The 23255-nt window shown below is 45.2% G+C and carries 20 protein-coding genes; 11 read left to right on the forward strand and 9 right to left on the reverse strand.

Features of this window, described 5'->3' with window-relative positions:
* Positions 1–118: 118 nt before the first annotated feature.
* Positions 119–1297 carry a signal peptidase I gene (gene lepB / locus MUK70_RS02265; protein WP_234655561.1) on the forward strand — a complete coding sequence of 393 codons (1179 nt, stop codon included), beginning with the start codon at positions 119–121 and terminating at the stop codon, positions 1295–1297.
* A 47-nt stretch (positions 1298–1344) separates the two neighbouring features.
* On the opposite strand, the gene MUK70_RS02270 is transcribed toward lepB, so the two are convergent.
* A complete protein-coding gene (locus tag MUK70_RS02270) occupies positions 1345–3168 on the reverse strand; it encodes an alpha-amylase family glycosyl hydrolase (protein ID WP_234655560.1) in 1824 nt (607 codons plus the stop codon).
* A gap of 83 nt (positions 3169–3251) precedes the next feature.
* On the opposite strand from MUK70_RS02270, the gene dprA reads away from it, so the two are divergent.
* Positions 3252–4376 (forward strand): DNA-processing protein DprA, encoded by a 1125-nt coding sequence (gene dprA, locus MUK70_RS02275; protein ID WP_234655559.1) that lies wholly within the window; start codon positions 3252–3254, stop codon positions 4374–4376.
* Positions 4377–5009 carry an AlbA family DNA-binding domain-containing protein gene (locus MUK70_RS02280; protein WP_234655558.1) on the forward strand — a complete coding sequence of 211 codons (633 nt, stop codon included), beginning with the start codon at positions 4377–4379 and terminating at the stop codon, positions 5007–5009.
* Positions 5010–5137: 128 nt separating this feature from the next.
* Here MUK70_RS02280 and MUK70_RS02285 read toward each other — a convergent pair whose 3' ends face one another.
* Together MUK70_RS02285 and proS are read right to left on the reverse strand one after the other, a co-directional pair.
* Positions 5138–5566 (reverse strand): FKBP-type peptidyl-prolyl cis-trans isomerase, encoded by a 429-nt coding sequence (locus tag MUK70_RS02285; RefSeq protein WP_234602175.1) that lies wholly within the window; start codon positions 5564–5566, stop codon positions 5138–5140.
* Positions 5567–5633: 67 nt separating this feature from the next.
* On the reverse strand, positions 5634–7109 hold the full coding sequence (gene proS, locus MUK70_RS02290; RefSeq protein WP_234655557.1) for a proline--tRNA ligase: 1476 nt from the start codon (positions 7107–7109) through the stop codon (positions 5634–5636).
* A gap of 187 nt (positions 7110–7296) precedes the next feature.
* Between proS and MUK70_RS02295 the strand changes: the two genes are divergently transcribed.
* Positions 7297–8553: a hypothetical protein gene (locus MUK70_RS02295; protein WP_234655556.1), complete on the forward strand. Its 1257-nt coding sequence runs from the start codon at positions 7297–7299 to the stop codon at positions 8551–8553.
* Positions 8554–8665: 112 nt separating this feature from the next.
* Positions 8666–10222: a hypothetical protein gene (locus tag MUK70_RS02300; RefSeq protein WP_234655555.1), complete on the forward strand. Its 1557-nt coding sequence runs from the start codon at positions 8666–8668 to the stop codon at positions 10220–10222.
* Positions 10223–10270: 48 nt separating this feature from the next.
* Here the strand turns inward: MUK70_RS02300 and MUK70_RS02305 are convergent, their stop codons facing one another.
* The 3 genes from MUK70_RS02305 to MUK70_RS02315 are packed head-to-tail and all read right to left on the reverse strand — an operon-like array spanning position 10271 to position 12455.
* On the reverse strand, positions 10271–10774 hold the full coding sequence (locus MUK70_RS02305) for a shikimate kinase (RefSeq protein WP_234655554.1): 504 nt from the start codon (positions 10772–10774) through the stop codon (positions 10271–10273).
* A gap of 5 nt (positions 10775–10779) precedes the next feature.
* The gene (locus MUK70_RS02310; protein WP_234602184.1) at positions 10780–11871 is read right to left on the reverse strand and encodes a BT_3928 family protein; all 1092 of its coding nucleotides are present in this window, start codon (positions 11869–11871) and stop codon (positions 10780–10782) included.
* A 38-nt stretch (positions 11872–11909) separates the two neighbouring features.
* On the reverse strand, positions 11910–12455 hold the full coding sequence (locus MUK70_RS02315; protein ID WP_234655553.1) for a DUF1599 domain-containing protein: 546 nt from the start codon (positions 12453–12455) through the stop codon (positions 11910–11912).
* A gap of 84 nt (positions 12456–12539) precedes the next feature.
* Here MUK70_RS02315 and folP point away from each other — a divergent pair, with 84 nt between their 5' ends.
* From folP to MUK70_RS02340, 5 genes are all read left to right on the forward strand, one after another.
* On the forward strand, positions 12540–13388 hold the full coding sequence (folP, locus tag MUK70_RS02320) for a dihydropteroate synthase (protein ID WP_234655552.1): 849 nt from the start codon (positions 12540–12542) through the stop codon (positions 13386–13388).
* A gap of 38 nt (positions 13389–13426) precedes the next feature.
* Positions 13427–14230, forward strand: a complete 804-nt coding sequence (cdaA, locus tag MUK70_RS02325; protein ID WP_234602188.1) for a diadenylate cyclase CdaA — start codon at positions 13427–13429, stop codon at positions 14228–14230.
* A gap of 105 nt (positions 14231–14335) precedes the next feature.
* A complete protein-coding gene (rpsT, locus tag MUK70_RS02330; protein WP_234602193.1) occupies positions 14336–14599 on the forward strand; it encodes a 30S ribosomal protein S20 in 264 nt (87 codons plus the stop codon).
* A gap of 172 nt (positions 14600–14771) precedes the next feature.
* Positions 14772–16052 (forward strand): beta-propeller fold lactonase family protein, encoded by a 1281-nt coding sequence (locus MUK70_RS02335; RefSeq protein WP_234655551.1) that lies wholly within the window; start codon positions 14772–14774, stop codon positions 16050–16052.
* Between the two features lie 132 nt (positions 16053–16184).
* The gene (locus tag MUK70_RS02340) at positions 16185–17798 is read left to right on the forward strand and encodes an ABC-F family ATP-binding cassette domain-containing protein (protein ID WP_234655550.1); all 1614 of its coding nucleotides are present in this window, start codon (positions 16185–16187) and stop codon (positions 17796–17798) included.
* A gap of 68 nt (positions 17799–17866) precedes the next feature.
* Here MUK70_RS02340 and MUK70_RS02345 read toward each other — a convergent pair whose 3' ends face one another.
* The 3 genes from MUK70_RS02345 to MUK70_RS02355 form a co-directional block, all read right to left on the reverse strand.
* Positions 17867–19537 (reverse strand): hypothetical protein, encoded by a 1671-nt coding sequence (locus MUK70_RS02345; protein ID WP_234655549.1) that lies wholly within the window; start codon positions 19535–19537, stop codon positions 17867–17869.
* Positions 19538–19707: 170 nt separating this feature from the next.
* Positions 19708–20343, reverse strand: a complete 636-nt coding sequence (locus tag MUK70_RS02350) for a gluconate 2-dehydrogenase subunit 3 family protein (protein WP_234655548.1) — start codon at positions 20341–20343, stop codon at positions 19708–19710.
* Positions 20344–20372: 29 nt separating this feature from the next.
* Positions 20373–22112: a GMC family oxidoreductase gene (locus MUK70_RS02355; protein WP_234602201.1), complete on the reverse strand. Its 1740-nt coding sequence runs from the start codon at positions 22110–22112 to the stop codon at positions 20373–20375.
* Positions 22113–22289: 177 nt separating this feature from the next.
* On the opposite strand from MUK70_RS02355, the gene MUK70_RS02360 reads away from it, so the two are divergent.
* On the forward strand, positions 22290–23246 hold the full coding sequence (locus MUK70_RS02360) for an L-threonylcarbamoyladenylate synthase (RefSeq protein ID WP_234655817.1): 957 nt from the start codon (positions 22290–22292) through the stop codon (positions 23244–23246).
* Positions 23247–23255: the final 9 nt, after the last annotated feature.

Here is a 23255-nt window from a genome sequence, read left to right on the forward strand (position 1 = left end):
TCGATAGGAAGCATAAATTATGCTTCCTATTTTTTTTGATATATAAATAAATATTATATGACTGTTTATTTATTATTGTGATAAACATTATATTGCTGAAAATTTATAGTTCAGCATAATGTCTGTCACTTCAATTCCACACAAGCCGCAGCAAGCCAAACCAAAAAAATCCGGTTTTAGGGAGTGGCTCGATTCTGTGCTGTTTGCCGTAATCACCGCCACTTTGATTCGTTGGCTCATTTTCAGCGCTTTTGTGATTCCTACGCCTTCCATGGAAAATTCACTCCTGGTTGGTGATTATCTGTTTGTTAGCAGGTTACATTACGGAACCACCACACCCGTTACGCCATTGCAAGTGCCGCTCACGCATCAGTCGGTCTGGGGCACGAGCATTCCTTCCTATCTTGACTGGATACAATTGCCTCAATACAGGCTTCCAGGATTTACGGATGTAAAACGCGGCGATGTGGTTGTGTTCAATTTGCCCGTGGAGCATCCGGAGGCATACAATAAGTACAGTTCAGTTTTGCCAGACCTTCATCCACATCCATTGGATCTTCGGTCCAATTACATTAAAAGGTGTGTCGCTATTGCCGGGGACAAGCTCGAAGTGCGTAACGGGCAGGTGTATGTAAACAAAACTGCGCAAAAGAATCCGGCGCGGATGCAAAGCGAGTACTTTATGTCTACAACCACGCCCGTTAACGAGCAGAATGTTTTTCGCAAAAATGGCATTACGGACTTCTCGCAATTTACCGAGACATTTAATGACAGTGTAGCCTCCAATGATGAGTCGGGGTATATTATCAAAACAACCAGCGCGCTTGTTGAGAAATTAAAGGCTTTTGATTTTGTAAAAAGAGTTGAGCCCATTCACACCAGCAAGGGTTTGAAAGAGCCTTATCTCTTTCCTGAAACGGACTCATTATATTGGAATAAAGACAATTATGGCCCCATCGTCGTACCAAAAGAAGGAGTTAATGTTCCCTTATCTCCGATAAATGTTGCGATTTATGGAGAGGTTATCAAGAATTATGATGGAAATGACGATATCGTGATCAAGGACGGAAAGATTCTGCAAAATGGCAAGATGCTTACCAGCTATACATTTCGCCAGGATTATTACTTTATGATGGGGGACAACCGGCACAATTCGGCCGATTCAAGATACTGGGGATTTGTACCCAAAGACCACATTGTAGGAAAAGCAGTTTTTGTATGGATGTCGCTGGATCCTGATCCTGTCAGTTTTGTCAACAAGATTCGATGGGACAGAATTTTCAGGATTATTGAATAGCCAGAAGACCGGTGATAAGCCGGTCTTTTGGTAGAAATAAGTTGTTATTAATCTTCCTGAGAAAATACAAGCACTGAGTAAGGCGGGATTTGCAATGTGGCATGAACTGGCAGACTGTCAAATTCACCATCCATTGTTTCAATGTCAAACACACCCAGATGTGAGAATTCCGGATCATATTGTTCATTGTCGCTGTTGAATCGCAGGTTCCATTTGCCGGCTCTGGGGAAACCGACTTTATAGTCATGGAATGTTTCAATTGAGAAGTTCAAAACGACAACAACGCTGTCTTTTGGCCCGCCTTCGCTCCAACGGTGCATCACGATCACTTTCTTATCCTTATCGGCACGAATGATCTGGACATGCTGGCCTTGAAGACCCTTTGTTACACCGAACCAGTTTCGGCGCATATGGATCATATCACGATGTAAAGTCGCGAAACCACTGAATTTTTCAAGTCTTGACCAATCAATCGGGTCGCTGTCAGAAAACCATTTATCCTCTAACAATGGCTGTCCCTGAAAAACCATAGGAATGCCTGGTGAAGTAAGCACTAACGCAACCCCCAGAGCAGCGCGTTTTTTGGAATACCAGTTATTTACATCGCCATTCGCAATCTCCTCCGCCACGCGTGCCTGACCATTGGCCACTTCGTCGTGTGATTCTGTATAAATAATCCGTTGAAAGGAATCTTCATTGTATCGGTGTGTAATCGCTTCAACAACATCCTCCATATTCCGATCCTGATCATTAGCGGTGATAATGGCTTCACGAACCGAATGCACAAATCGGGCATCCCATTGAGAGCCATATCCCAAGCCACCGTCTTCCACGGAGTCGGTAATGAAATCCAGCGAATGCATATCTTCTGCAATCGTGAGGCAGTTAGGGCAATTTTCGCGAATGTCTTTATTGATCCATTGCATTAAGGAAATGCCTTCGGGGATGTCGTTTCCGGGGTTTCCATCCGCTTTTACATTGCGGATGTAGGGGACCATATCCATTCTCAGTCCGTCAACACGGTAATCGCGCAGCCACATCATGGCGTTGTCGTGAATGTATTGCCTTACTTCTCCGCGCCCGTAATCCGGACGGGTGCTTCCCCAGGGCGTTTCGGCACGCCAGTCGTTGTAAAAGTAAATGCCGCCTCCGTCGTTCTCATGCCAGCCGTCAAACTGCCAGATATCCAGGTCAGAAGGACCAAAATGGTTGTAAACAACATCAAGGATGACTGCGATCCCGGCTTCGTGCGCTGCTTTGACGAATGCCTTCAAGCCGTCGGGGCCGCCGTAGTCAGATTCTATCGCGAAAGGACTTGCGGGATTATATCCCCAGGAGCGTGATCCCGGAAACTCAGAACAGGGCATTAATTCAACAGCGTTAAATCCCATGTCTTTCAGGTATGGCAACTTTTCAATAGCCGTGTATAATGTGCCGACCTGCCCTGCTTCTTTTACGTGGAATGTCCCCACATGCAGTTCATAGATGACCAGCTCGTGCCAGCTGGGGATTTGGAAACTTACATTCTGCCAATCGAAGCTTGCCTGGTTATAAACCACACAATTTCCCGCTGAGTTGGTCACTTTCAATGCATAGGGGTCATTTCTGTGGAGAACACCTGATGGTGTTTTTAATAAAAATTTATACTCATCACCTTCTTTTGAGTTTTCAATTAGCGCACCCCAGTGTCCATTTTCTTCTGGTGAAAGAGGGTTTGCATCTTCTTTCCAGTCATTAAAACTTCCAATGACACTAACACCCTCTGCATTTGGTGCCCAAACTCTGTAATATACTCCTTCCGGGTAGCACGTAGCACCCATTCCTTCAAAACTCTGAACCGGTTCTGTTTCAGTGGTCTGTAAATTGTCCATATTCCCTTTGAGGATTATTATTATTTTTGAATGATATTCATTACGTATATTGGCAAATTGTATGCCACTCAAAACACACTATCATGTCAGAATTAACGGAGGTCGAAAAGATCTGTACGCTTGCGCTTATACACACGCCCGGTGTGGGTTCCATAACCATCAGGCAGCTGATCAGCTACTGCGGGGGCGCAGAGGAAGTTTTTCAGGCCGATTACAGAAAGCTCATTCACATTCCCGGTATCGGCGAAAAGGTTGTGCGGGCAATCCTGAGCAAAGAATCGGTTGGAATGGCTGAAAAAGAATTCGTCAGTTGTAGCAACACAGATACCAGCCTGCATTTTTTCACAGATCCCACTTATCCGGCCCGACTGAAACCCTTATACGATTCGCCCATTGTCCTTTATTCACGCGGTAATTTTGACTTCAATATGGCCCGAACGGTGGGCATTGTAGGCACGCGGCAAATAAGCGATTATGGGAAATCAGTAACTGAAACCATCATTAAGGAGCTCGAACCTTATCATGCATTGGTAGTGAGCGGGCTTGCATTTGGTGTTGATATTACCGCGCATCGGGCTTGTCTAAAACACAACATGCCAACCGTTGGTGTGATGGCCAGCGGTTTAAATGTCATTTATCCGTCGGTCCATAAGAAAGCCGCCTCGGAAATGCTCGGAAACGGCGGGCTGGTTACCGAAAACGCATTGGATACCAAACCGGATTTCATGAGATTTCCGGCGCGTAACCGGATCATTGCGGGGCTGAGTGACATTACCATTGTCGTAGAGTCTGCCAGGAAGGGTGGGAGCCTGATCACCGTTGAGTTCGCACAGAATTATCACCGGGATGTTTATGCGGTCCCTGGAATGCTGGGGAGCGTGCATTCAGAAGGTTGTAATTTTTTAATCAGGGACAACAAAGCATCCATTTTTACGTCTGTTGCAGATATGGCGGTGGCGATGGGTTGGGAACAAAACGGGAAGGACCCGGAGCCGGTGCGGCCGGTGCAAATGCAAACGAGCTTTGAAGGTTTTACGCAGGACGAAGGGCAGATTTTAGCGCTGCTTAAACAGAAAGGAAACATGCAACTGGATGAATTGGCCTGGCAAGCAGGCATGCATTTGAATAAGCTGGCGGCTTTGTTATTGAACCTGGAATTTCAGGGAATGATCCGTTCGTTACCAGGGAAAAAATATGGATTAATCTAAATGCAGGAAAAAAGTATCATACAAATTATCAAAGAGGGAGAGGGGTTGACGACTGAGTTCAAACGGACTATTGACAGCCCATTCAAGATTGCGAGGACCCTTGTTTCTTTCGCCAACACATCGGGAGGCAGCTTACTGATCGGCATTTCGGACGCGGGCGCATTTTTGGGCGTTGCTTCCGAGCTGGCGGAGCTAAAAAAGCTGGAAATTGCGACAAGCAAACTCATTGAGCCAAAGCTGACGATCGGAATTAAATCGATTTTACTGGACGGTAAGAAAGTATTGCAGGTAGAGATTGACGAAAGTCCTGATAAACCGCATTATGCTGTTAATGAAAAGGATATGAAGATCATTTATATCCGTGTGAAGGACAAAAGCATTCCCATTCCGAAACTGTTAATGCAGGGAGAAACGGATGCAGATCTTGAAAAATTGCTGGCGTCCAGGCATGTAAAAACACTGATTACATATCTGAGGGAACAGGATTCAGTTACAGCCAGAGTTTTTTCAAGAATCATTAATATCTCCGAAAAACGGGCCGAAAGAATGTTGCACGACCTGGCAGAGAAACAGGTGCTGCTCCAAATTTCCAGACATAAGCCCCAGGCGTTCAGTCTAAAATGGGCAAAATGAAAAAGCTATCGGCTTTCGGCTGTCAGCTATCGGCACTAGTAGATAGCCGATAGCTGACAGCTGAAAGCCGATAGCATTAACTCTAAATCTATAGCCGACAGCCGACAGCTTTTATTTCAAATATCTTCCTAATTAATCCCAACAAGTTCCAGCTCAAAAATCAGATCCTGGCCTGCCAGAGGGTGGTTGGCATCCAGAATTACATATTGGTCAGTAACTTCTTTAACAACAACAGGGATAACCTGTCCGCCATCCTGATGCATATTAAGCGTTCCGCCCACTTCCAGGGGAATGTCGGCAGGGATTTGTGATCGTTCGAAATTGATAACCATATCCTCGTTTACAGGGCCATAGGCTTCTGCATTCGGAATGTGAATGGTCTTTTTATCCCCGATTTCCATGCCTGTAACGCCGTCGTCAAAGCCTTTGATAACCTGGCCGCTACCGAGCTTGAAATTTAACGGATCACGTCCTTCCGAAGAATCAAAAAGTTGTCCGTCTGTCAAAGTCCCTTTGTAATGGACCTGCACATTGTCACCTGCCTGCGCCTGCTTCATCTTGTAAATCTTAAATGGTTAAAAATGCCTTACTAACAGTGAAAGAACTGCTTTCAGATTGATAAAATTAATATGCCCGGGCAAAAACCACTCGTCCTGCCGAAGGCTTTCCTGAGTAAATACAAACACCAGCTTCCTGTTCCTGATTCAAGGGAATGCAGCGAATAGTAGCTTTTGTCTCTTCTTTGATCTTTTCCTCAGTTTCTGACGTGCCGTCCCAATGCGCTAATATGAACCCGCCTTTGGAATCAAGCACATTATTAAACGCTTCAAAGGAATCCACCTTCGTTGTATTTTCATCACGGAATGCAAGCGCCTTGTTGTAAATAGATTCCTGAATGTTATCGAGCAACGATTGAATAAATTCAGCAATGCCTTCCAGCGGAACTGTTTCTTTCGTTTTTGTATCTCTGCGTGCAACTTCAACCGTTCCGTTTTCAAGATCGCGCGCGCCTATCGCAAGACGCACGGGGACGCCTTTCAACTCATACTCGGCAAATTTATATCCAGGTTTGTAGGCATCACTGTTGTCAAATTTCACACTGATCCCCAGTTTTTTAAGTGCCTTCGAAATCTCTGTTGCTTTTTCTGAAATTAAATTTAATTGCTCCTCATTTTTATAAATAGGAACGATCACCACCTGAATAGGCGCCAGTTTTGGAGGTAAAACCAGCCCGGCGTCATCGGAATGCGCCATGATCAATGCGCCCATCAATCGCGTGCTCACACCCCAGGAAGTGCCCCAGACATATTCCAGCTTGCCGTCCTTATCTTGAAATTTCACATCAAAAGCAGTCGCGAAATTCTGTCCTAAAAAGTGCGAAGTTCCAGCCTGCAACGCTTTACCATCCTGCATTAATGCCTCAATGCAATAAGTGTTCACTGCGCCTGCAAATCTTTCATTGGCCGTTTTAACACCTTTAACAACCGGAAGTGCCATCCATTCTTCGGCGAACTGTGCGTAGATATCCAGCATTTGTTCGGTTTCTGCAATCGCTTCTGCGGAGGTTGCGTGAGCGGTATGCCCTTCCTGCCACAAAAACTCAGCAGTCCTGAGAAACAACCGCGTACGCATTTCCCAGCGCACCACATTTGCCCATTGATTAATCAGCAAAGGAAGGTCGCGGTAGGATTGGATCCAGTTCTTGTAAGTGCTCCAAATCACTGTTTCCGAAGTGGGCCGAACGATCAGTTCTTCTTCCAGTTTCGCATCCGGATCCACGATCACTCCTTTTCCATTGGGATCATTTTTGAGGCGGTAATGCGTCACAACGGCACATTCCTTGGCAAAACCTTCCACGTGGGAAGCTTCTTTACTCAAATACGATTTAGGGATAAAAAGCGGGAAATAAGCATTGGTATGACCCGTTTCCTTGAACATATCGTCCAATGCACGCTGCATCTTCTCCCAGATCGAATAACCATATGGCTTGATTACCATACAACCTCTTACCGCGGAATTTTCGGCCAGATCGGCCCTTTTTACTAACTCATTGTACCATTCGGAGTAATTTTCACTTCGGGTTGGTAAGGCTTTACTCATTATTAGGATTATTTGATAAATGAAAAGGAGTATATCGTTATGCTCACCCTGTTTTTCCAAGCGTTGCAAAGATAGTTTTTTATGTTAACTTTGGAATTAATGTATTATAACGGACGTTTACTTAGTAATTAGGAACGGATTTTTATATATATTAGCAACAAACTTTTAATCCTTAAAAGCCATGACGATGATCAATAAAGCAAAATATCTTTCTTTGCTAGTGTTGCTGGGAGCTTGGGGATGTACCACAAATCAATATGTTTCACGATCAGGCGGTTATGATGACCTCTACGGTAATAACACCGGCCCTGGCGTAGTGAGTGGAGACCAGGGTGCAGATCAAGATATTTCCCGCTCAAATAATCCCGATTACGCCTACACGGGTGACGCGGGTGAGGGAACGAGTGACTATTACGACGATTCCTACCTTTCTTCACGCAGTGTAAAACGTGCACTCTCACCTGATCCGGGTTACAATGCCGGGTTTGCTGATGGTTACGACCGTGGCGCGCAGGCATTTGCCAATCCATACGGATTCGGCGGACTTGGTTCGTACTGGCCTGGAAGTATGATGAATGTCGGCTTCCAGTTTGGTTACGGCAGGGTTCGTCCTTATATGGGATTTGGAATGGGCTATGGTATGGGTTCGATGCTGGGTTATTCGCCTTGGGGAATGAGCAGCATGTACGGTTATGATCCATTTGGATATAACGGATTTGGCTACTCTCCATGGGGTTATAACAGCATGTACGGTTACGGTTATGACAGCTTCTACGGAGGAGGTTATGGTTACAATCCATGGGCTTACAGCCGTCCGGTTGTCGTTGTCAACAATTACGAAAGCAGAGGGTTAACCAGAACGGCTGGTCCGCGTGTAGTGGCAGGAACCAGTTCGAGAAGCGGCAGCCGTACGAACAGCAACGGGAATTATGTAAGCTCACCCCGCAATGCGTCTGGCAACAGATCGGGTAGGAGTGCAGCGAACATCACAATTTCGGCAAACGATAGTTATACTTCTCCACGCTCTTCCAGATCTGGTAACAGAACAGGCGTAGCGGATGCGGGAGGCAGATCAGCAGCTGGCTCCTCATACAGCAGAGGCGGTGGTGAAGGAAACAATGTATATTACTCGCGTCCTCGCGCAGCAAGCGGAAGCAATTATTCTTCTGACGGCGTGACTTCCGGTAATTATGCTTCACCAAGATCGACGAGAGGTTCAGGAAGCACCTATACGCCTCCAACCAGAAGCCAGTCTGATTACACTGCTCCAACGAGAAGTTATTCCTCGCCAAGCAGCAGGAGCGAATCTTACAGTGCTCCGCAAAGGACATACAGTCAGCCAACTTATAGCGCGCCAAGCGCACCTTCCAGGAGTTACAGTGCTCCTTCGAGCGGTGGCAGCGGCGGCGGTGCAACACGTTCTTCTTCAAGAGGACCAAGATAATCCGCCCAACTGCGTCTAAATTGAATTTCAAACCCTGCAAGATGTCATAATTTTGCAGGGTTTTCGTTTACTTAGTATTTGATAATAACCCGTTGCATTCCTTTTTTGACCCATGAATAAACTGATTCTTTGGAGCGCTGTATTATGTGCTCTTTTAACTTCGTCAACAACTTACGCCCAGTACGCGACCGATGCGTTACGATATTCGGAAAGGGACCAGACCGGCTCGGCCAGATTTCAGGCTTTGGGTGGCAATCACGCATCATTAGGCGGCGACCCCAGTTCGATTCACGGAAACCCGGCCGGATTAGGATTTTATAACAGATCCGAATTTACATTCAGTCCTGGGGTTACGCCTTCAAATACCAAAACCAGCTATTTTGGAGACAACAATTCCGCAACCAAGGGTAACCTGAATATTGCGCAAGCTTCCCTGATCATTGCCAGCCAGCCCGGATTTCAACGCAAGTGGAAACGATCTTCGCTTGGGATCTCTTTTTCAAGACAGCAGTCATTCCGGGATCATTACACATTTACGGGTTTGAATGACAAGAGTGCATTTATTGATAAAGTGGCTGAGGACGCCAGTATCGACGGCGGCATTTCGAGTCAGCAGCTTGAAGAAGACTTTGAAGGCAATCCTAACAGTGGTGGACCAGTGGCTTATTCACTGCCGGCAGCGTATTATCAAATGTATCTGATCAACCCGACATCCAACAGCGGGCCGCCTTACAATGCACTCGACAGAAACAGCGTGGTGGATCAGCTCGGCACTTACACAGCAACAGGTGCCAATACGCAATGGACGATCGCCTATGCGGGCAATTATAACGATAAATTATACATTGGTGCCAACTTTGGTTTCAGCAGGCTGCGCTATTCTTATGACCGGACATTGCGGGATAATTATGTAGATAGTCCTGAATTAGTCTATACCCAACAAAATGAAGCTTTGACGGTGACAGGCACTGGGATCAACTTTGCGCTGGGCGTTATTTATAAGTTCAACCCAATTTTTCAAATGGGCGGTGTGTTAACAAGTCCGACATTCAGCTCCATTAAAGAAACATTCACGCAGAATGTCAACGCGGAATATGTGGATAATCTGGTAACAGGCCCGGATGGCACTTTAATCCAGCCCCCATATCTGAACCTGCCGATTGCTCCTAACGACTTCGAATATTTACTCAGAAGCCCGTTAAAAGCTAATGTAGGAGCAACCCTTTTTATTCAGGACAGAGGTTTTGTAACAGGCTCAATCGAATATCAGGATTATAGCGTAATGGGCGTGCGCACCAGTTACCTGAGCAGCACCGATAACAGTGCATTTAAATCCAATACAAAGTCGGAAATCAAAGACACATTCCGCAGTTCATATAATTTCAGGCTGGGCGGCGAGTTTCGCGCCAATTTGTTCAGGGCCAGGCTCGGCGCTGCTTACATTGGAGATCCTTACCAGGCCAATGTTGGGTTTAAAAGGGATAAGCTGCTTTTCTCAGCTGGGGTGGGCGTTCGCAAAGACAGGTTTTTTGCAGACCTGAGCGGAACAATGAGCACATTCAAATCTATTTACACCCCTTACGTGTTGAATAATCCGGAGAACTACGCGTCCGTTGAAGTGACGCACAAGCCGGTCAATGTGGTGCTGACTGTCGGTGTGAATTTCTAAGAGATATTATTTCAAAATGTTAAAAAAACCTGCCTTGTGCAGGTTTTTTTATAACAATGGATGAAGCATTTCTAGTAAATGGCTGGCTTCCACCTCGCCTTTTATCACAATGTCGGCTTGGGTATAAAATGGCAGGCGCTCGTTAATTTTGCTTTGCAGTGTTTCTTCAAGTGAAGCTGCTCCTGAAAGGATCGGGCGGTCGTCTTTTCCATGGCTCCGGATCCGTTTAGCGAGACTCGCAGCAGGGACGTCCAGAAATACGCTGATCCCCATTTCTTTGATAAAAGCCATATTATCATGAAAACAAGGTGTTCCGCCACCAGACGCCAGCACAACCCCTTGCTGGCTGGCCTGCTCTTTTAACAGGCGGCTTTCAACTTCCCGGAAATAAGGTTCGCCTTTTTGGGCAAATAATGTAGGAATGTCACTTTGCTGATCCTGCTCAATTAATTTATCCAAATCAACAAATTTGTAATGAAGAAGCCGCGCCAGCTTTTTACCCAATGTCGATTTGCCGGACGACATCATACCGACTAATATGACATTTTTCATGCTTACTATTTTACCAATTCAATTACTTCTTCTGCATCCGGCGTGTCATTATAATGCCATTTTCCCTTCACGACGCCGTCTTTCAGAAGCCATAAGCCGGGATTGGACCTCGAAATTGTTTTTAAAACCGTCGCGTCAACATAATAATAAGGCGCATTGAGCTGATGTGCAGAGAGAAATTTTACGATTTCTTCGCTGTTGCCCGATGTGAGAATAATCGGCTCCACGCCTTTTGTCCTGATGCTGTTAATGAGCTTGTTAATGTCAGGTAGAGCAGCTGTATTGATGTCTGTGAGGTTTTTAATGATCAAAAATAGCTTTTTGCCTTTGAATGTTTCCTCAGTGTAATCGCCTGCGTCGTTCCAGACTTTGTAATCCGTAATTTTCGGCTTGGCATCCTCATTCAGCACGATCATTTCCTTGAAAACCAATGTGGTATCACTTGGATATTTTTCAAATTCTACCTCTTTGCCGCCTTTATCAAAAACGTACAGATAGCGTAGTGGCTCAGACGGCTTTAATTGCGCGGGAATGCTGGCACCGACGCGGTAAGGAAGCAGATCCAGGATCGGAAGGTGCCTCAAAGCGTAAACTGCGATGCCCAGCGAAACAATCGTAGAAATGACGACGATAATTCCTGTTGGTAATGCTTTGAATTTTTTTCGGTAAAAAACAATGATGAGGATTAGCGCCAGAAGGAAAACGTCTTTGCTAAAAGAAGTCCAGGGCGTCAGCTTAATCGCCGCGCCAAAGCAGCCGCAATCCGTAACCTTATTAAAATAAGCAGAATAGAATGTCAGGAATGTGAAAAAGACAATGATCAGCAGCAGCGACCAGGCAGTTGTCCTGGGTTTATATCCTACAAGCAATGCGATGCCCAAAACAACTTCTGCGGTACACAGAAACACTGAAAAGTAGAGCGCCAGGGGCACAAGCGCCATGAAAAAATCATGAAATTGGGGCAGGTCCGTTGCGAAAACCTCAAAATACTCTTCCAGTTTGTACTGCGTCCCAACGGGATCGTTCAGTTTGATAAGTCCGGAGAAAATGAAGAGTAAGCCAACTATGGCGCGTGAGATCTGAGCAAGGATTTTCATTTCAAAAATTTAGGATTGCCAGTGACGAAGGTATCGGATCAATTGGTTTGCAAAGCATTGGATTTGATCAAACAAAAAACAGAATAGTTGATAATGTCCTGATATCCGGCTTTAACCCCCTCAGAGACAAGCGTTAATCCCTGATTGTCTTCAATTTGTTTGATCCTTAACAACTTCATGAGAATGATATCGGTCATAGAACTAACGCGCATATCGCGCCAAGCTTCTCCATAATCATGATTTTTATTAAACAGCAGTTCCTTCACTTCGTTCACTTGCTGATTATATAGTGAAGTCAATTGGGTGTCATTGATCTCCTCCCTATGCTCGATGGCAGCAATCTGGATCAATGCCATCACGCAGTAATTGATGATCCCGATGAATTCTGAGGAAATATCTTCATTCACTTTTTGAGTACCTTTCTCCTGAATGGTGCGAATGCGCTGCGCTTTGATGAATATCTGGTCGGTAAGGGAAGGAATGCGCAAAATGCGCCAGGATGTTCCGTAATCTTGATTTTTTTTTGCGAAAAGATCTTGGCAATACTGAATGATTTCCTGATATTCCGATTCTGTGGATTTCACTGCGTAAAATTGGTTTGCTGCTTAATAGACAAGAAAATCAAACGGTTTGATACTCACATCCTTGTCTGGATTTAACAAGATTTTATGTTGCAAGTTAGCAAAAAAACGCTCAACATCAGGGGCAAACTCCTTGATCTGTCCACACCGGCAGTGATGGGAATTCTTAACATCACACCCGATTCATTTTACGAAGGTAGCCGGATGCAATCTGAGGATGAGTTGCTCTCGAAAGCCGGGCAGATGCTGGCTGAGGGTGCAACAATGGTTGATATTGGCGGATACTCCACGCGGCCCGGGGCCAGGGAAGTGGAGGCAGCGGAAGAGTCGGATAGGGTGGAGTCGGCAGTGGTGCCACTGAATAAGAATTTCCCTGAACTTATCATTTCTGTGGATACATTTCGTTCTCAGGTGGCCAAACGGGCAATAGAAACAGGTGCGCACATCGTTAATGATGTTTCCGGAGGCACTCTGGATGAGCAGATGTTTGAAGTTGTCAGCGCATTGCATGTCCCATATATACTTATGCATATGCGCGGGACGCCGCAAACGATGAGCACAATGACGACTTATAATCAGCTCGTTCCGGATATTTTGAAGGATTTGAAAGGAAAAATGGATAAGTTGAGATCACTGGGAGTGGTGGATATCATAGTAGATCCCGGTTTTGGATTTGCCAAGAACACGAAGCAGAATTTTGCGTTATTGCAGCATTTGTCCGAATTCAGCTTGTTAGACTGTCCTATTTTGGTCGGCATCTCGCGTAAGGCAACCATTTATAAAACGCTTCATGTTTCGGCCGGAGAAGCATTAAATGGTACGACAGTCATGAATACGATGGCTTTGGAGCGAGGTGCTTCGATCATCAGGGTGCACGATGTGAAACCTGCCGCGGAGGCGGTAAAACTGTGGCTGGCTGCTTCCAGTGTGAATTAAAAATAGTAATTTAGTCGCGAAATAATATTGATTTTCTTATGCGTGTGGGTTTTTTGAACATCAATTGGGCCGACGTCCTGGATGTTTTTTTGGTGGCCGTTCTTCTTTATCAGGTTTTTACACTTGTCCGTGGAAGCATTGCCAGCCGGGTTTTTCTCGGTTACTTGTTTGTATACGTGTTTTATCTGGTTGTGAAAGGACTGGGACTGGGCTTACTCACTGCCATTTTGCAATATTTCATGGGCGTTGGAGCCGTGGCATTGATCGTCATTTTTCAACAGGAAATCAGGCGGTTTCTGCTCATTATCGGTAAATCCACGATTTATACGAATAATGGTTTGCTTAAAAAAGTGATGGGCAGTTCGGTCCTGGATCTGAAAGGCAAGAATCTCAGAGAAATTGTTGATGCTTCTAAAACCATTGCTTCCAATTTTACCGGCGCATTGATCGTGGTTAACAAGCGCGATGATCTTAGTAAATTTGTGGAGACCGGGGAATTGCTGGATGCACGTGTTTCCAAGCCGCTGCTTGTTTCTTTATTCAATCAATATAGTGAGCTGCATGACGGGGCTATTATCATTGTGGATGGCATTTTGAAAGCCGCGCGATGTGTTTTGCCCGTTGCCGATGGCGTAGATGTTCCTTCGTCACTGGGTTTCCGGCACCGTGCAGCCATGGGGATGAGCGAGGCCACGGATGCGATTGTCATTGTGATTTCTGAGCAGACGGGTAAAATTTCCCTGGCTGTGGAAGGAGAGCTTCACAGCAACATCCCTTATTCAGAGCTGGAAAATCGCATCGAAGAATACTTGAATTCGGACGTACAACGTATGCCCAAATAAGTATTGTCAGGTTTAGCAAATATATTTACGGCGAAATTTGGCATTTCAACAAGCAATTTCTATTTTTGCAAACCGAAATGAAGAAGAGAAAATTATCATTACAAAATGGCAAATCATAAATCAGCATTAAAAAGAATCCGCGCTAACGAAACTAAGCGTTTGCGTAATCGCTACCAACACAAAACTACACGTTCATACATAAAGAAATTGCGTGAAACGACTGATAAGGCAGTAGCTGTTGAAGTTTACAAAACTGTATCTTCAATGTTGGATCGTTTGGCAAAGAAAAACATCATCCACAAGAAAAAAGCTTCTAACCAGAAGTCGAAGTTGGCCAGGTTGGTTAATTCGATTGCAGTAGCAGCATAATTTTTTGTAGTAAAGATTTGGCCCCGGTAACGCTGTTATCGGGGCTTTTCTATTTTTATCGTATATTGCGTTTTCAAGAAGAAACCTTGTGAGGCTATGTTGCTTCACAAGGTTTCTTTTGGTATAACCTCCATTTAATATTTTAAACCACCTATAACTTAAATTCTTTTCTATGAAAAAAGTCGCATTATTTGCTGGTTTGGCAGCGCTCGGAGCAGTTCCCGCGATTGCTCAATCGCCCATTAACTTTAATGCCCGGGGTTTGGTTGTTGTTTCGGATGCTGATATGGCGGCATCGGCATTGGTTGATGGGAAGCTGTTAAGAGACAATACTGCAAAAGACCTTCTTACAACAATCAAATTTCCGGTTGAGCGCGGGAGCAAAGGCATAGGGAGCGCGCTTGTGTCAAACTCTGTGCTCGCATCCGGAAAAACACTGGCTGTGCCCGCAACAGGAACGCTAGCCTACGTGCTCGATAGCAGGCTTCGTCCTGAGGATGGCGTAAATGAATATAAGGATGCGTCTGCTGAATTTCCGGCAGGAGAAAAATTGTTCGTTGTTGACATTACCAACCTTGCCGCACCAAAAGCAAAGTTTGGATTTGCTGTTGGCAAAAAACCAAATGCCATTGACGTAAACAAAAACGAGCTGATACTGACCACGAATGATGTTGGAAAAGAGCTCGTTTTCATCGAAGCGGGACCGGATGGTAAACCTGCGCGTTTTCTGAACCTGCCCGCTGCGATTGATACAACGAGCAAGATTATCGACATTACCTGGCATCCATCAGGTGATTTTATTGCTTTTACACTGGATAATTCCAATGAAGTAGGACTCTATAAAGTGATCCGGGAAGCGGGGAAATTGAAGAATGTTGAAATGGTTGGAAAACCGATCAAGGTTGGAACAGAACCTTCGTTTGGAAGATTCTCAGCGGATGGAAGGCATTATTTCGTACTGGATACCAAGTCTGCAACGCCAGGTAAGGGAGCAGGTGACGGGGAAATTCTGGTGGTCAATTTCTCGATGGACGGTGCGATTGAGCATAAAGTGGCTGCGCAAGTTCCGGCGGGAACAAATACAGGTTCATTTGCAATCAGTCCGGATGGGTCCATGCTGGTAACTGTGAATGCGGGTAAAAGCGGTGCGCCCTGGACAGAAGCAGGCTCAGGAACCGGTGCTTCGCTTTCATTGTATAAAGTTACGGCTGCAACTGGCGCGTTGACCAAAGTGGCTGATTATCCTTTTGAAGGAATTTATCCGCAGAGCGTTGCCTTTGACAAGGATGGTTCAAACATTGCGGTGTCCGTATTTGAATATCTCCAATATGGCACGGGAAATGGGGGAGTTGAGTTCTGGACAGTCGCAAAAGGCGATTCGCCATCGCTTAAAAAGCAGGGAGCGACGATCAGCGTAGGCAAAGGTGCCCATACATTGCGGGTTATCCCTTGATTAAATATGTAAATTTCGACTGAGCGGGCTGGTAATCACCGGTCCGCTTCGTTTGTTTTAGTTTGTTCAACATGCGAATTCGTTCTGAATTTCGTAGTTTTGCGCTTTCATTCATAAAAAATTTATTTTAAAATGATTACGGTTCAGAACGTATCATTGCGATACGGCAAAAGGGTATTATTCGATGAGGTTAATATAAAGTTTGTTCCCGGCAATTGTTATGGTGTGATCGGAGCGAATGGCGCTGGGAAATCTACATTCTTGAAAATACTTTCAGGCGAAATAGAACCGCAAACAGGGAATGTAAGCATGAATCCGGGGGAAAGGATGACTTTCCTGAAACAGGATCAGTTCGAATTTGACGCCTATACGGTGATGGATACGGTAATCCTCGGCCATGAGCGCCTATATAAAATCATGAAGGAGCGTGAGGCGATTTATGAAAAGGAAGAATTCACTGATGCAGACGGAGAGAAAGCAGCAGAGCTCGAAGCCGAATTTGCGGATTTAAATGGCTGGGAAGCGGAAACCGAAGCTGCGCAACTACTGAGCGGGCTGGGCCTTTTAGAGGAACAGCACAGTGCCTTAATGAGCGACCTCAATGCGAATGATAAAGTCCGCGTTTTGCTTGCACAGGCTCTTTTTGGAAATCCGGACGTGTTACTGCTGGATGAGCCTACCAACAACCTGGATGTTGAAACGGTGCTTTGGCTCGAAAATTTCCTTGCCGATTTCAAAAATACAGTGATCGTAGTTTCTCACGACAGGCACTTCCTGGATGAGGTTTGTACGCACGTTGTGGATATCGATTTCAGCAAAGTGCAGATGTTTTCTGGTAACTACTCTTTCTGGTATGAATCGAGCCAGCTTGCTTTAAAGCAGCGCCAGGACCAGAATAAGAAGTCTGAGGATAAGCGTAAGGAACTGGAAGAATTTATCAGAAGATTCAGTGCCAACGCTTCGAAATCGAAGCAGGCAACTTCCCGTGCGAAACTCTTGGATAAGCTTACCATTGATGACATTAAGCCATCGTCGCGTAAATATCCATACATCGCATTCAAGTCTGAAAGAGAAGTTGGCGATCAGCTTCTGCGTGTTGAAGGCTTGTCAAAGACGGCTGACGACGGCACGAAGCTTTTTGATAATATCAGTTTCAATGTTAATAAAGGGGATAAAATTGCATTCGTTAGCCGTAATGTAATGGCTATCAGCTCTTTCTTCGACATTATCAACGAAGAACAGAAAGCCGACAAAGGATCGTACACCTGGGGAGTGACCATTACGAAGTCATACTTCACAAAAGATCCGACTTCGTTTTTCGACGTGGATCTGAATCTGGTTGACTGGTTGCGCCAATATTCCGAAGAAAAGGACGAAAGCTTTATCCGTGGATTTTTGGGACGGATGCTTTTCTCTGGTGAAGAATCTCTTAAAAAAGCAAAAGTGTTGTCGGGAGGTGAGAAGGTCCGTTGTATGCTTTCGAGAACAATGCTTTCAGGCGCTAATGCATTGGTTTTGGATGACCCAACTAACCACCTGGACCTTGAATCGATTACTGCATTGAACAACGGTTTGATCGATTTTTCAGGTTGTCTTCTGTTCTATTCGCATGATCACCAGTTCGTTCATACGATTGCGAACAGGATCATTGAAATAGGGCCGAAAGGGATTTTGGATAAATTAATGACTTACGACGAATTCCTGAAAGACGAAACTGTGAAGCAGCAACGTCAGAAGCTGTACTAATCTGATAATATTGTATTTCAAAGGCTGTCCATTACGTGGCAGCCTTTTTTTATGGCCAGCATGTCAACTTACAGTGTGATTTCACCTATGGAATGAACAGAAACGGATTTTCTGTCGCGAATGGAAAGCAGATGCAAGTTGTAATTTCCGGGCTTTAATTTCCTTTTGTAAATAGTCGAAGTAAATTCGGTTCCCACTGATTTTTTAAATGTGGTGTAAAAATTCTTCACCGATCTTACATAATTGTTAGATGCAAGGCAAAAATATTTTGGCTGATTGTTAACAGGATCTGTCGCGACAACATAAAGCTCATCCGCTTGCTGATTGATTTGGCTGTTAGGCGCGTTACTTATTACGATGCGATCCGGCATGTTTAGTATGTCCACCGCAATGTTGCCTTCGCTTTGTTTCCAATTTATGTTGCTTAATAATGCATTCAAACGGCCCCGGTCCGATAACATAAAATTTCGCTGGGCAAAGTCCAGATAATTTGTAATGCTGACATCTTCGAAAATCACAGGATAGTAAATCGTTTTACTCCAACTATAATTTAGCTCATTCGCGCTGATTTCCCTGCTGAAATGCGTGATCTTATCATAATAAATGTAATAGGAACTGATGCAAAATGCCAGCGATGCGGCCGCAACTGCGATTTTCACCAAAGACCCTGCTTTGCCAAATGTCCAGTAACGATCATAGAATGCAACGGAAAAAATAGCGAAGAATGCGGAATAAATTTTATAGCGATCCATTCTGTAACCATCAAAGTCCGGCATGACGCCTCTGGCAAATACGATCAGGAATCCGACAAAAAGCAGCGAGATAATGCCTGCGAAGCAGAACCATTGCAATGTGGTAACGTCCGTTAGTGTTTTCTCGAAGAAATTTTTCAAAACAATGGTTATTGGAAACAAAAACACAATCCCAAGCACAACACTGGGCACCATGCTGTTGGTATAATTTGTGTCGGCCAGTTGCCCCACGAATGAAAGTAATAGCACTGATTTGACAGCAACATGTTTAAAGACATGATCCAGCATCGAGCCGGAATGTATTTTGATCGTCAGCAAATGCACAGCAGTGATAAACAACAAAAATGCCGCTTGTGTCATTTTGTGGAGCTTGGGAATGTTGGAATAGGCCGTTATAATCATGAGGATAATGACGGCAGACAGGCCGTTTGCGCTCGTGAAAAGTGCCAGGATTGCCAACACGCTGCTCCAAAACGCGCTTTTTCGACGCAGCGCCAGGTAAAAACTCCACATCGAAAAGAATAGGCAAGGCGCATGTTGAAGGCTGCAAGTGGCCCAGGAAATGGTGTCTTCATAATGCTGCACCTGGAAAAGCAGGCAAACGATCGTGAAAAAGCCTGGCAGTGATATCTGTTTCTTCGAGAAGAATTTGAACATCAGAAACAACGTTCCGAGCAGGCTCAGGTCGCCCAGGATAATCAGTATTTTAATGTTAACCTGACCGGTGACCAGGAAAACGCCTAGCGTCAAAAGCTTTGCGAGCACCACCCTGTGTTCGAAATTTTGTTCAAAAAACAGAATTAGCTTTTCAGAAAGACTGTCTGACTGGATGTAATGAGTCAGAAAAAGGACAATGGACTGGAAATCGTCGTAATAGGGGAAGTTATATGCGTAATGATAAACTGTGGTCCAGAATGCAGCGATTATGAGGAAAACCAGTAACCAAACCAGTTTGACAAACAGATAATGTGACGTGATCGAGGGCATAGTTTAGCAGTTCAACTGAGAGCGTGTGTGTGCTCATGCCGCAACTAAACCATTAGAATATGTCGATCCTTATCCGTTTACCAGCCGGAGATTTTCAATTATTCCCCGGTTTTCAAAGAAAAACCCCGGCAACTGCGAAGCGACCGGGGTTTTCTTATTCTATACAAAGGTTATTCGTAGCTCAAACCATATTGCTTTAAAACATCCGCAGGGACACCTTCCCAAACATTTGGGGTGTTGCCCATATAACCAAGGTCAGCAATGCCTATTTTGGATGTATAGTAACCGGATGCAGTAAGGTTACGCATCAGATTGAAGAATGCAACGCCCTGGCTATGCATTGGCTTTGCTTTTTCGGGATAGGCAATGTCGTCCACGATTTGCAATTGCTGGGCCTTTGTCAACAGGGTGAAGCCTTTCGTGAATCTTTTGTTTGATTCCAGGTCTAACCATTTAAGCCCGCCGCGCAAAGGGACCTGGTTTTGGGGCATATCTTTGGCAATAAACTCGATGAAATCCGGAACGCCAGCTTGTGACGCGCTGCCGGACTTATCGTCCGCAGGAATAATAATGTCAACCAACACTTTTATTGTCGCCATTTCGGAAGCTGTGAGGAATTTTTCCTTCATCAGCTTTGCATCACGGATGGCCTCTTCCTTTGTCCGTCCGCCCGGAATTTTAAGGGGTGTTTCCGGCGGGGTTTGGGCATCAAGTTCTCTCTGTTCAGCCAAAGCAACCTGCGGGTTGAGCGCAGATAAACCCAAGGAGCTGAGCGTCAATGCTTTTAATGAATCTCTACGTTTCATAGTTATGATTTGAAACCGTGTTCAAATAATTAGATATTTTTTTGTTTAACCTGATCCACAATGTATTCCGACGCTCGCATAGAAAGCGCAAGAATGGTCCAGGTCGGATTTTTATCGGCTTGGGATACGAATGAACCACCATCGACCACAAACACATTTTTCGCGTCGTGCGCTTGTGAGAACTTGTTCAACGCGGAAGTTTTAGGATCGTTACCCATTCTCACCGTTCCTACTTCGTGAATAATACGACCCGGAGCTGCAATGCCGTAATTCGTATCAGCACCAGGCTTGGTTCCGCTTGCTACGCCACCCAACGCATGAATGATCTCTTCGAAAGTATCATGCATATGTTTGGCCTGCTTGATTTCGTAATCCGTCCATTTGTAATGGAAACGAAGTACAGGGATGCCAAACTTGTCCACAACATTCGGGTCAATTTCGCAGTAATTATCAAAATTAGGAACAGCTTCGCCGCGACCAGCCATGCCGACGTAAGCTCCGTAAAAACGACGGTAATCTTCTTTTAATGATGAACCGTATCCGCCCGCTGGCTTGGTAACACCTGCTGCTGTCGGATATTTGCCATTCATATTTTCGATTCCGGCACCGAATCCGTAGCTCGGCATACCCATTCCGCCACCGTATTCAATGTGGTAGCCTCTTGGGAAATCCAGTTTTTTGTTGTCCAGCCACCACGGCGTGTACACGTGCATTCCACCAACGCCGTCTTCGTTATAGCGCTTTCTGTCCATCAAATGAGGCAGGAATGCGCCGCGTGAGGCACCCGTTGAATCGTGCAGATATCTTCCTACCACGCCGCTTGAATTGGCAAGTCCGTTAGGGTGTCTGTCTGATTTTGAGTTCAAAAGCAACCTGGCCGATTCTCCCGCGCTCGCCGCCAGAACCACAACTTTTGCTTTAATAGTATGCTCAGTCAATTTCTCACGATCTACATACGAAACGCCAGTTGCAAGCCCCGTAACCGGATCGGTGAGCACTTCGCGTGCCATTGCATTGTTGATCAGTGTTACATTGCCGGTTTTTACAGCAGGTATACAAAGGACAGATGAAGAAGAAAAATCCGCATATGCCTGGCAGGCGCGTGAACATTGGCTGCAATAGAAGCAAACGCCGCGCTGGTCATTTATAGGTTTTGTTAAGATTGAAAGTCTGGAAGGAATTACCGGAATATTGGCTTTTTTTCCAGCTTGTTTTAGAAAAAGCTCGTGTAAACGTGGCTTCGGCGGAGGAAGGAAAATGCCATCCGGCTCGTTATCCATATTTTCAACCGTCCCGAAAACCCCGATCAGCTTATCAACCTTATCATAATATGGCTTTACATCGTCGTAACCGATCGGCCAGTCGTCGCCAAGTCCGTCAATGCTTTTTCTTTTAAAATCTTTTGGCCCGAAACGCAGGGAAATGCGGCCCCAGTGATTGGTCCGGCCACCCAGCATCCTCGATCTGAACCAGTCGAATTGCGTTCCGTTTTTTCTTGTGTAGGGTTCGCCATCAATTTCCCAGCCTCCCCAGGCAGCATCAAAATCTCCAAACGGACGGTGGTTGGAAGCACCGCGGCGTGGCGACTCGTACGGCCATTTCAGCTGCGTAATATATTTAGGGTCAGCAGGATCGAAATATCCACCGGCCTCCAAAAGCGCCACTTTGGCTCCCTGTTGGGCAAGTTGAAGTGCTGCCATTCCACCTCCCGCTCCTGAGCCAATGATACAGACGTCAAAAACGGCAGGTTGTTCTTTGATTTGAAACATAATAAAAAGGGTAGTTTAGAAATGCTATTTAATTAATAAATATAAACACGGATTATGTATCGGTAGTCTGTGGAACTCATTATTAGAGGTTATTTAAAAACAATCTAAATGACTTGACCCAACATTTGCTCTTAACGATCATCGCCGTACTTTTGCATTTTGAAAACAGCACCTATTTTGGCGATCACCGGAACTGACATTAACGTTGCAAAAGAATTTCTCACAAAAGGAGAATTAGTGGCCATTCCTACCGAAACAGTCTATGGGTTGGCGGGTAATGCATTGAACGACAGTGCGGTGCTGTCAATTTTCGAAGTGAAGAACCGGCCGGCATTCGATCCGCTGATCATTCATACGGATTCTTTGGAAAAAGCCGTGGAGTTTGTTAACGAATTTCCCGAAAAGGCCTTGCTGCTGGCAAAGCATTTCTGGCCTGGCCCGCTCACGTTGTTGCTTCCTAAAAAGCAAATCATTCCAGACCTTGTAACGTCTGGACTTGATAATGTTGCCGTTCGTATTCCCAATCACCCTTTGTTGCTTGCACTTCTAAGGTCGCTGCCGTTTCCTTTGGCTGCACCAAGCGCGAACCCTTTCGGTTACATCAGCCCGACGAATGCTGCTCATGTGAATGCGCAATTGGGAGAAAAAATACCTTATATATTGAACGGCGGCGAAAGTGAAGTGGGCATTGAGTCAACCATTGTTGGTTTTGAAAATGATGAACCCGTTGTTTACCGGTTAGGAGGTTTGGCAGTTGAAGACATTGAGGCGATTGTCGGAAAGGTGAAATTGATGCCGCATTCTTCATCCAATCCCAAAGCGCCGGGCATGTTAAAAAGCCATTATGCGCCCAGAAAGCCGCTTTACTTTAATCATAGAGGCGCGTTCCTGGCAAGCGAAGAGATGTTGACAGGTTATCTGCTTTTTGACGAATATCTGGAAAACATTGACCGGAAATATCAGCGGATATTGAGTAAAACGGGTGATATGAAAGAAGCTGCGCATAACCTATTTGCATATCTGAGAGAGTTAGATATGTTGCCCATTCAGCAAATTCGCGCAGAGTTTGTCCCAATGAATGGCTTAGGTTTGGCAATCAACGATCGTCTACAACGAGCCGCAGCCAGGGAGTAAACAAAAAGT

It is taken from the genome of Dyadobacter chenwenxiniae, assembly GCF_022869785.1.
Classification (GTDB): Bacteria; Bacteroidota; Bacteroidia; order Cytophagales; family Spirosomataceae; genus Dyadobacter; species Dyadobacter chenwenxiniae.

What these genes read in the sequence shown, in the direction of transcription:
- MUK70_RS02305 (WP_234655554.1), bottom strand. Translation starts at nt 10,774, where the DNA reads ATGAAAAATGTCATATTAGTCGGTATGATGTCGTCCGGCAAATCGACA.
- lepB (WP_234655561.1), top strand. Translation starts at nt 119, where the DNA reads ATGTCTGTCACTTCAATTCCACACAAGCCGCAGCAAGCCAAACCAAAA.
- MUK70_RS02285 (WP_234602175.1), bottom strand. Translation starts at nt 5,566, where the DNA reads ATGAAGCAGGCGCAGGCAGGTGACAATGTGCAGGTCCATTACAAAGGG.
- MUK70_RS02295 (WP_234655556.1), top strand. Translation starts at nt 7,297, where the DNA reads ATGATCAATAAAGCAAAATATCTTTCTTTGCTAGTGTTGCTGGGAGCT.
- MUK70_RS02280 (WP_234655558.1), top strand. Translation starts at nt 4,377, where the DNA reads ATGCAGGAAAAAAGTATCATACAAATTATCAAAGAGGGAGAGGGGTTG.
- MUK70_RS02340 (WP_234655550.1), top strand. Translation starts at nt 16,185, where the DNA reads ATGATTACGGTTCAGAACGTATCATTGCGATACGGCAAAAGGGTATTA.
- MUK70_RS02310 (WP_234602184.1), bottom strand. Translation starts at nt 11,871, where the DNA reads ATGAAAATCCTTGCTCAGATCTCACGCGCCATAGTTGGCTTACTCTTC.
- MUK70_RS02335 (WP_234655551.1), top strand. Translation starts at nt 14,772, where the DNA reads ATGAAAAAAGTCGCATTATTTGCTGGTTTGGCAGCGCTCGGAGCAGTT.
- folP (WP_234655552.1), top strand. Translation starts at nt 12,540, where the DNA reads ATGTTGCAAGTTAGCAAAAAAACGCTCAACATCAGGGGCAAACTCCTT.
- dprA (WP_234655559.1), top strand. Translation starts at nt 3,252, where the DNA reads ATGTCAGAATTAACGGAGGTCGAAAAGATCTGTACGCTTGCGCTTATA.
- MUK70_RS02355 (WP_234602201.1), bottom strand. Translation starts at nt 22,112, where the DNA reads ATGTTTCAAATCAAAGAACAACCTGCCGTTTTTGACGTCTGTATCATT.
- MUK70_RS02350 (WP_234655548.1), bottom strand. Translation starts at nt 20,343, where the DNA reads ATGAAACGTAGAGATTCATTAAAAGCATTGACGCTCAGCTCCTTGGGT.
- rpsT (WP_234602193.1), top strand. Translation starts at nt 14,336, where the DNA reads ATGGCAAATCATAAATCAGCATTAAAAAGAATCCGCGCTAACGAAACT.
- MUK70_RS02270 (WP_234655560.1), bottom strand. Translation starts at nt 3,168, where the DNA reads ATGGACAATTTACAGACCACTGAAACAGAACCGGTTCAGAGTTTTGAA.
- MUK70_RS02300 (WP_234655555.1), top strand. Translation starts at nt 8,666, where the DNA reads ATGAATAAACTGATTCTTTGGAGCGCTGTATTATGTGCTCTTTTAACT.
- cdaA (WP_234602188.1), top strand. Translation starts at nt 13,427, where the DNA reads ATGCGTGTGGGTTTTTTGAACATCAATTGGGCCGACGTCCTGGATGTT.
- MUK70_RS02345 (WP_234655549.1), bottom strand. Translation starts at nt 19,537, where the DNA reads ATGCCCTCGATCACGTCACATTATCTGTTTGTCAAACTGGTTTGGTTA.
- proS (WP_234655557.1), bottom strand. Translation starts at nt 7,109, where the DNA reads ATGAGTAAAGCCTTACCAACCCGAAGTGAAAATTACTCCGAATGGTAC.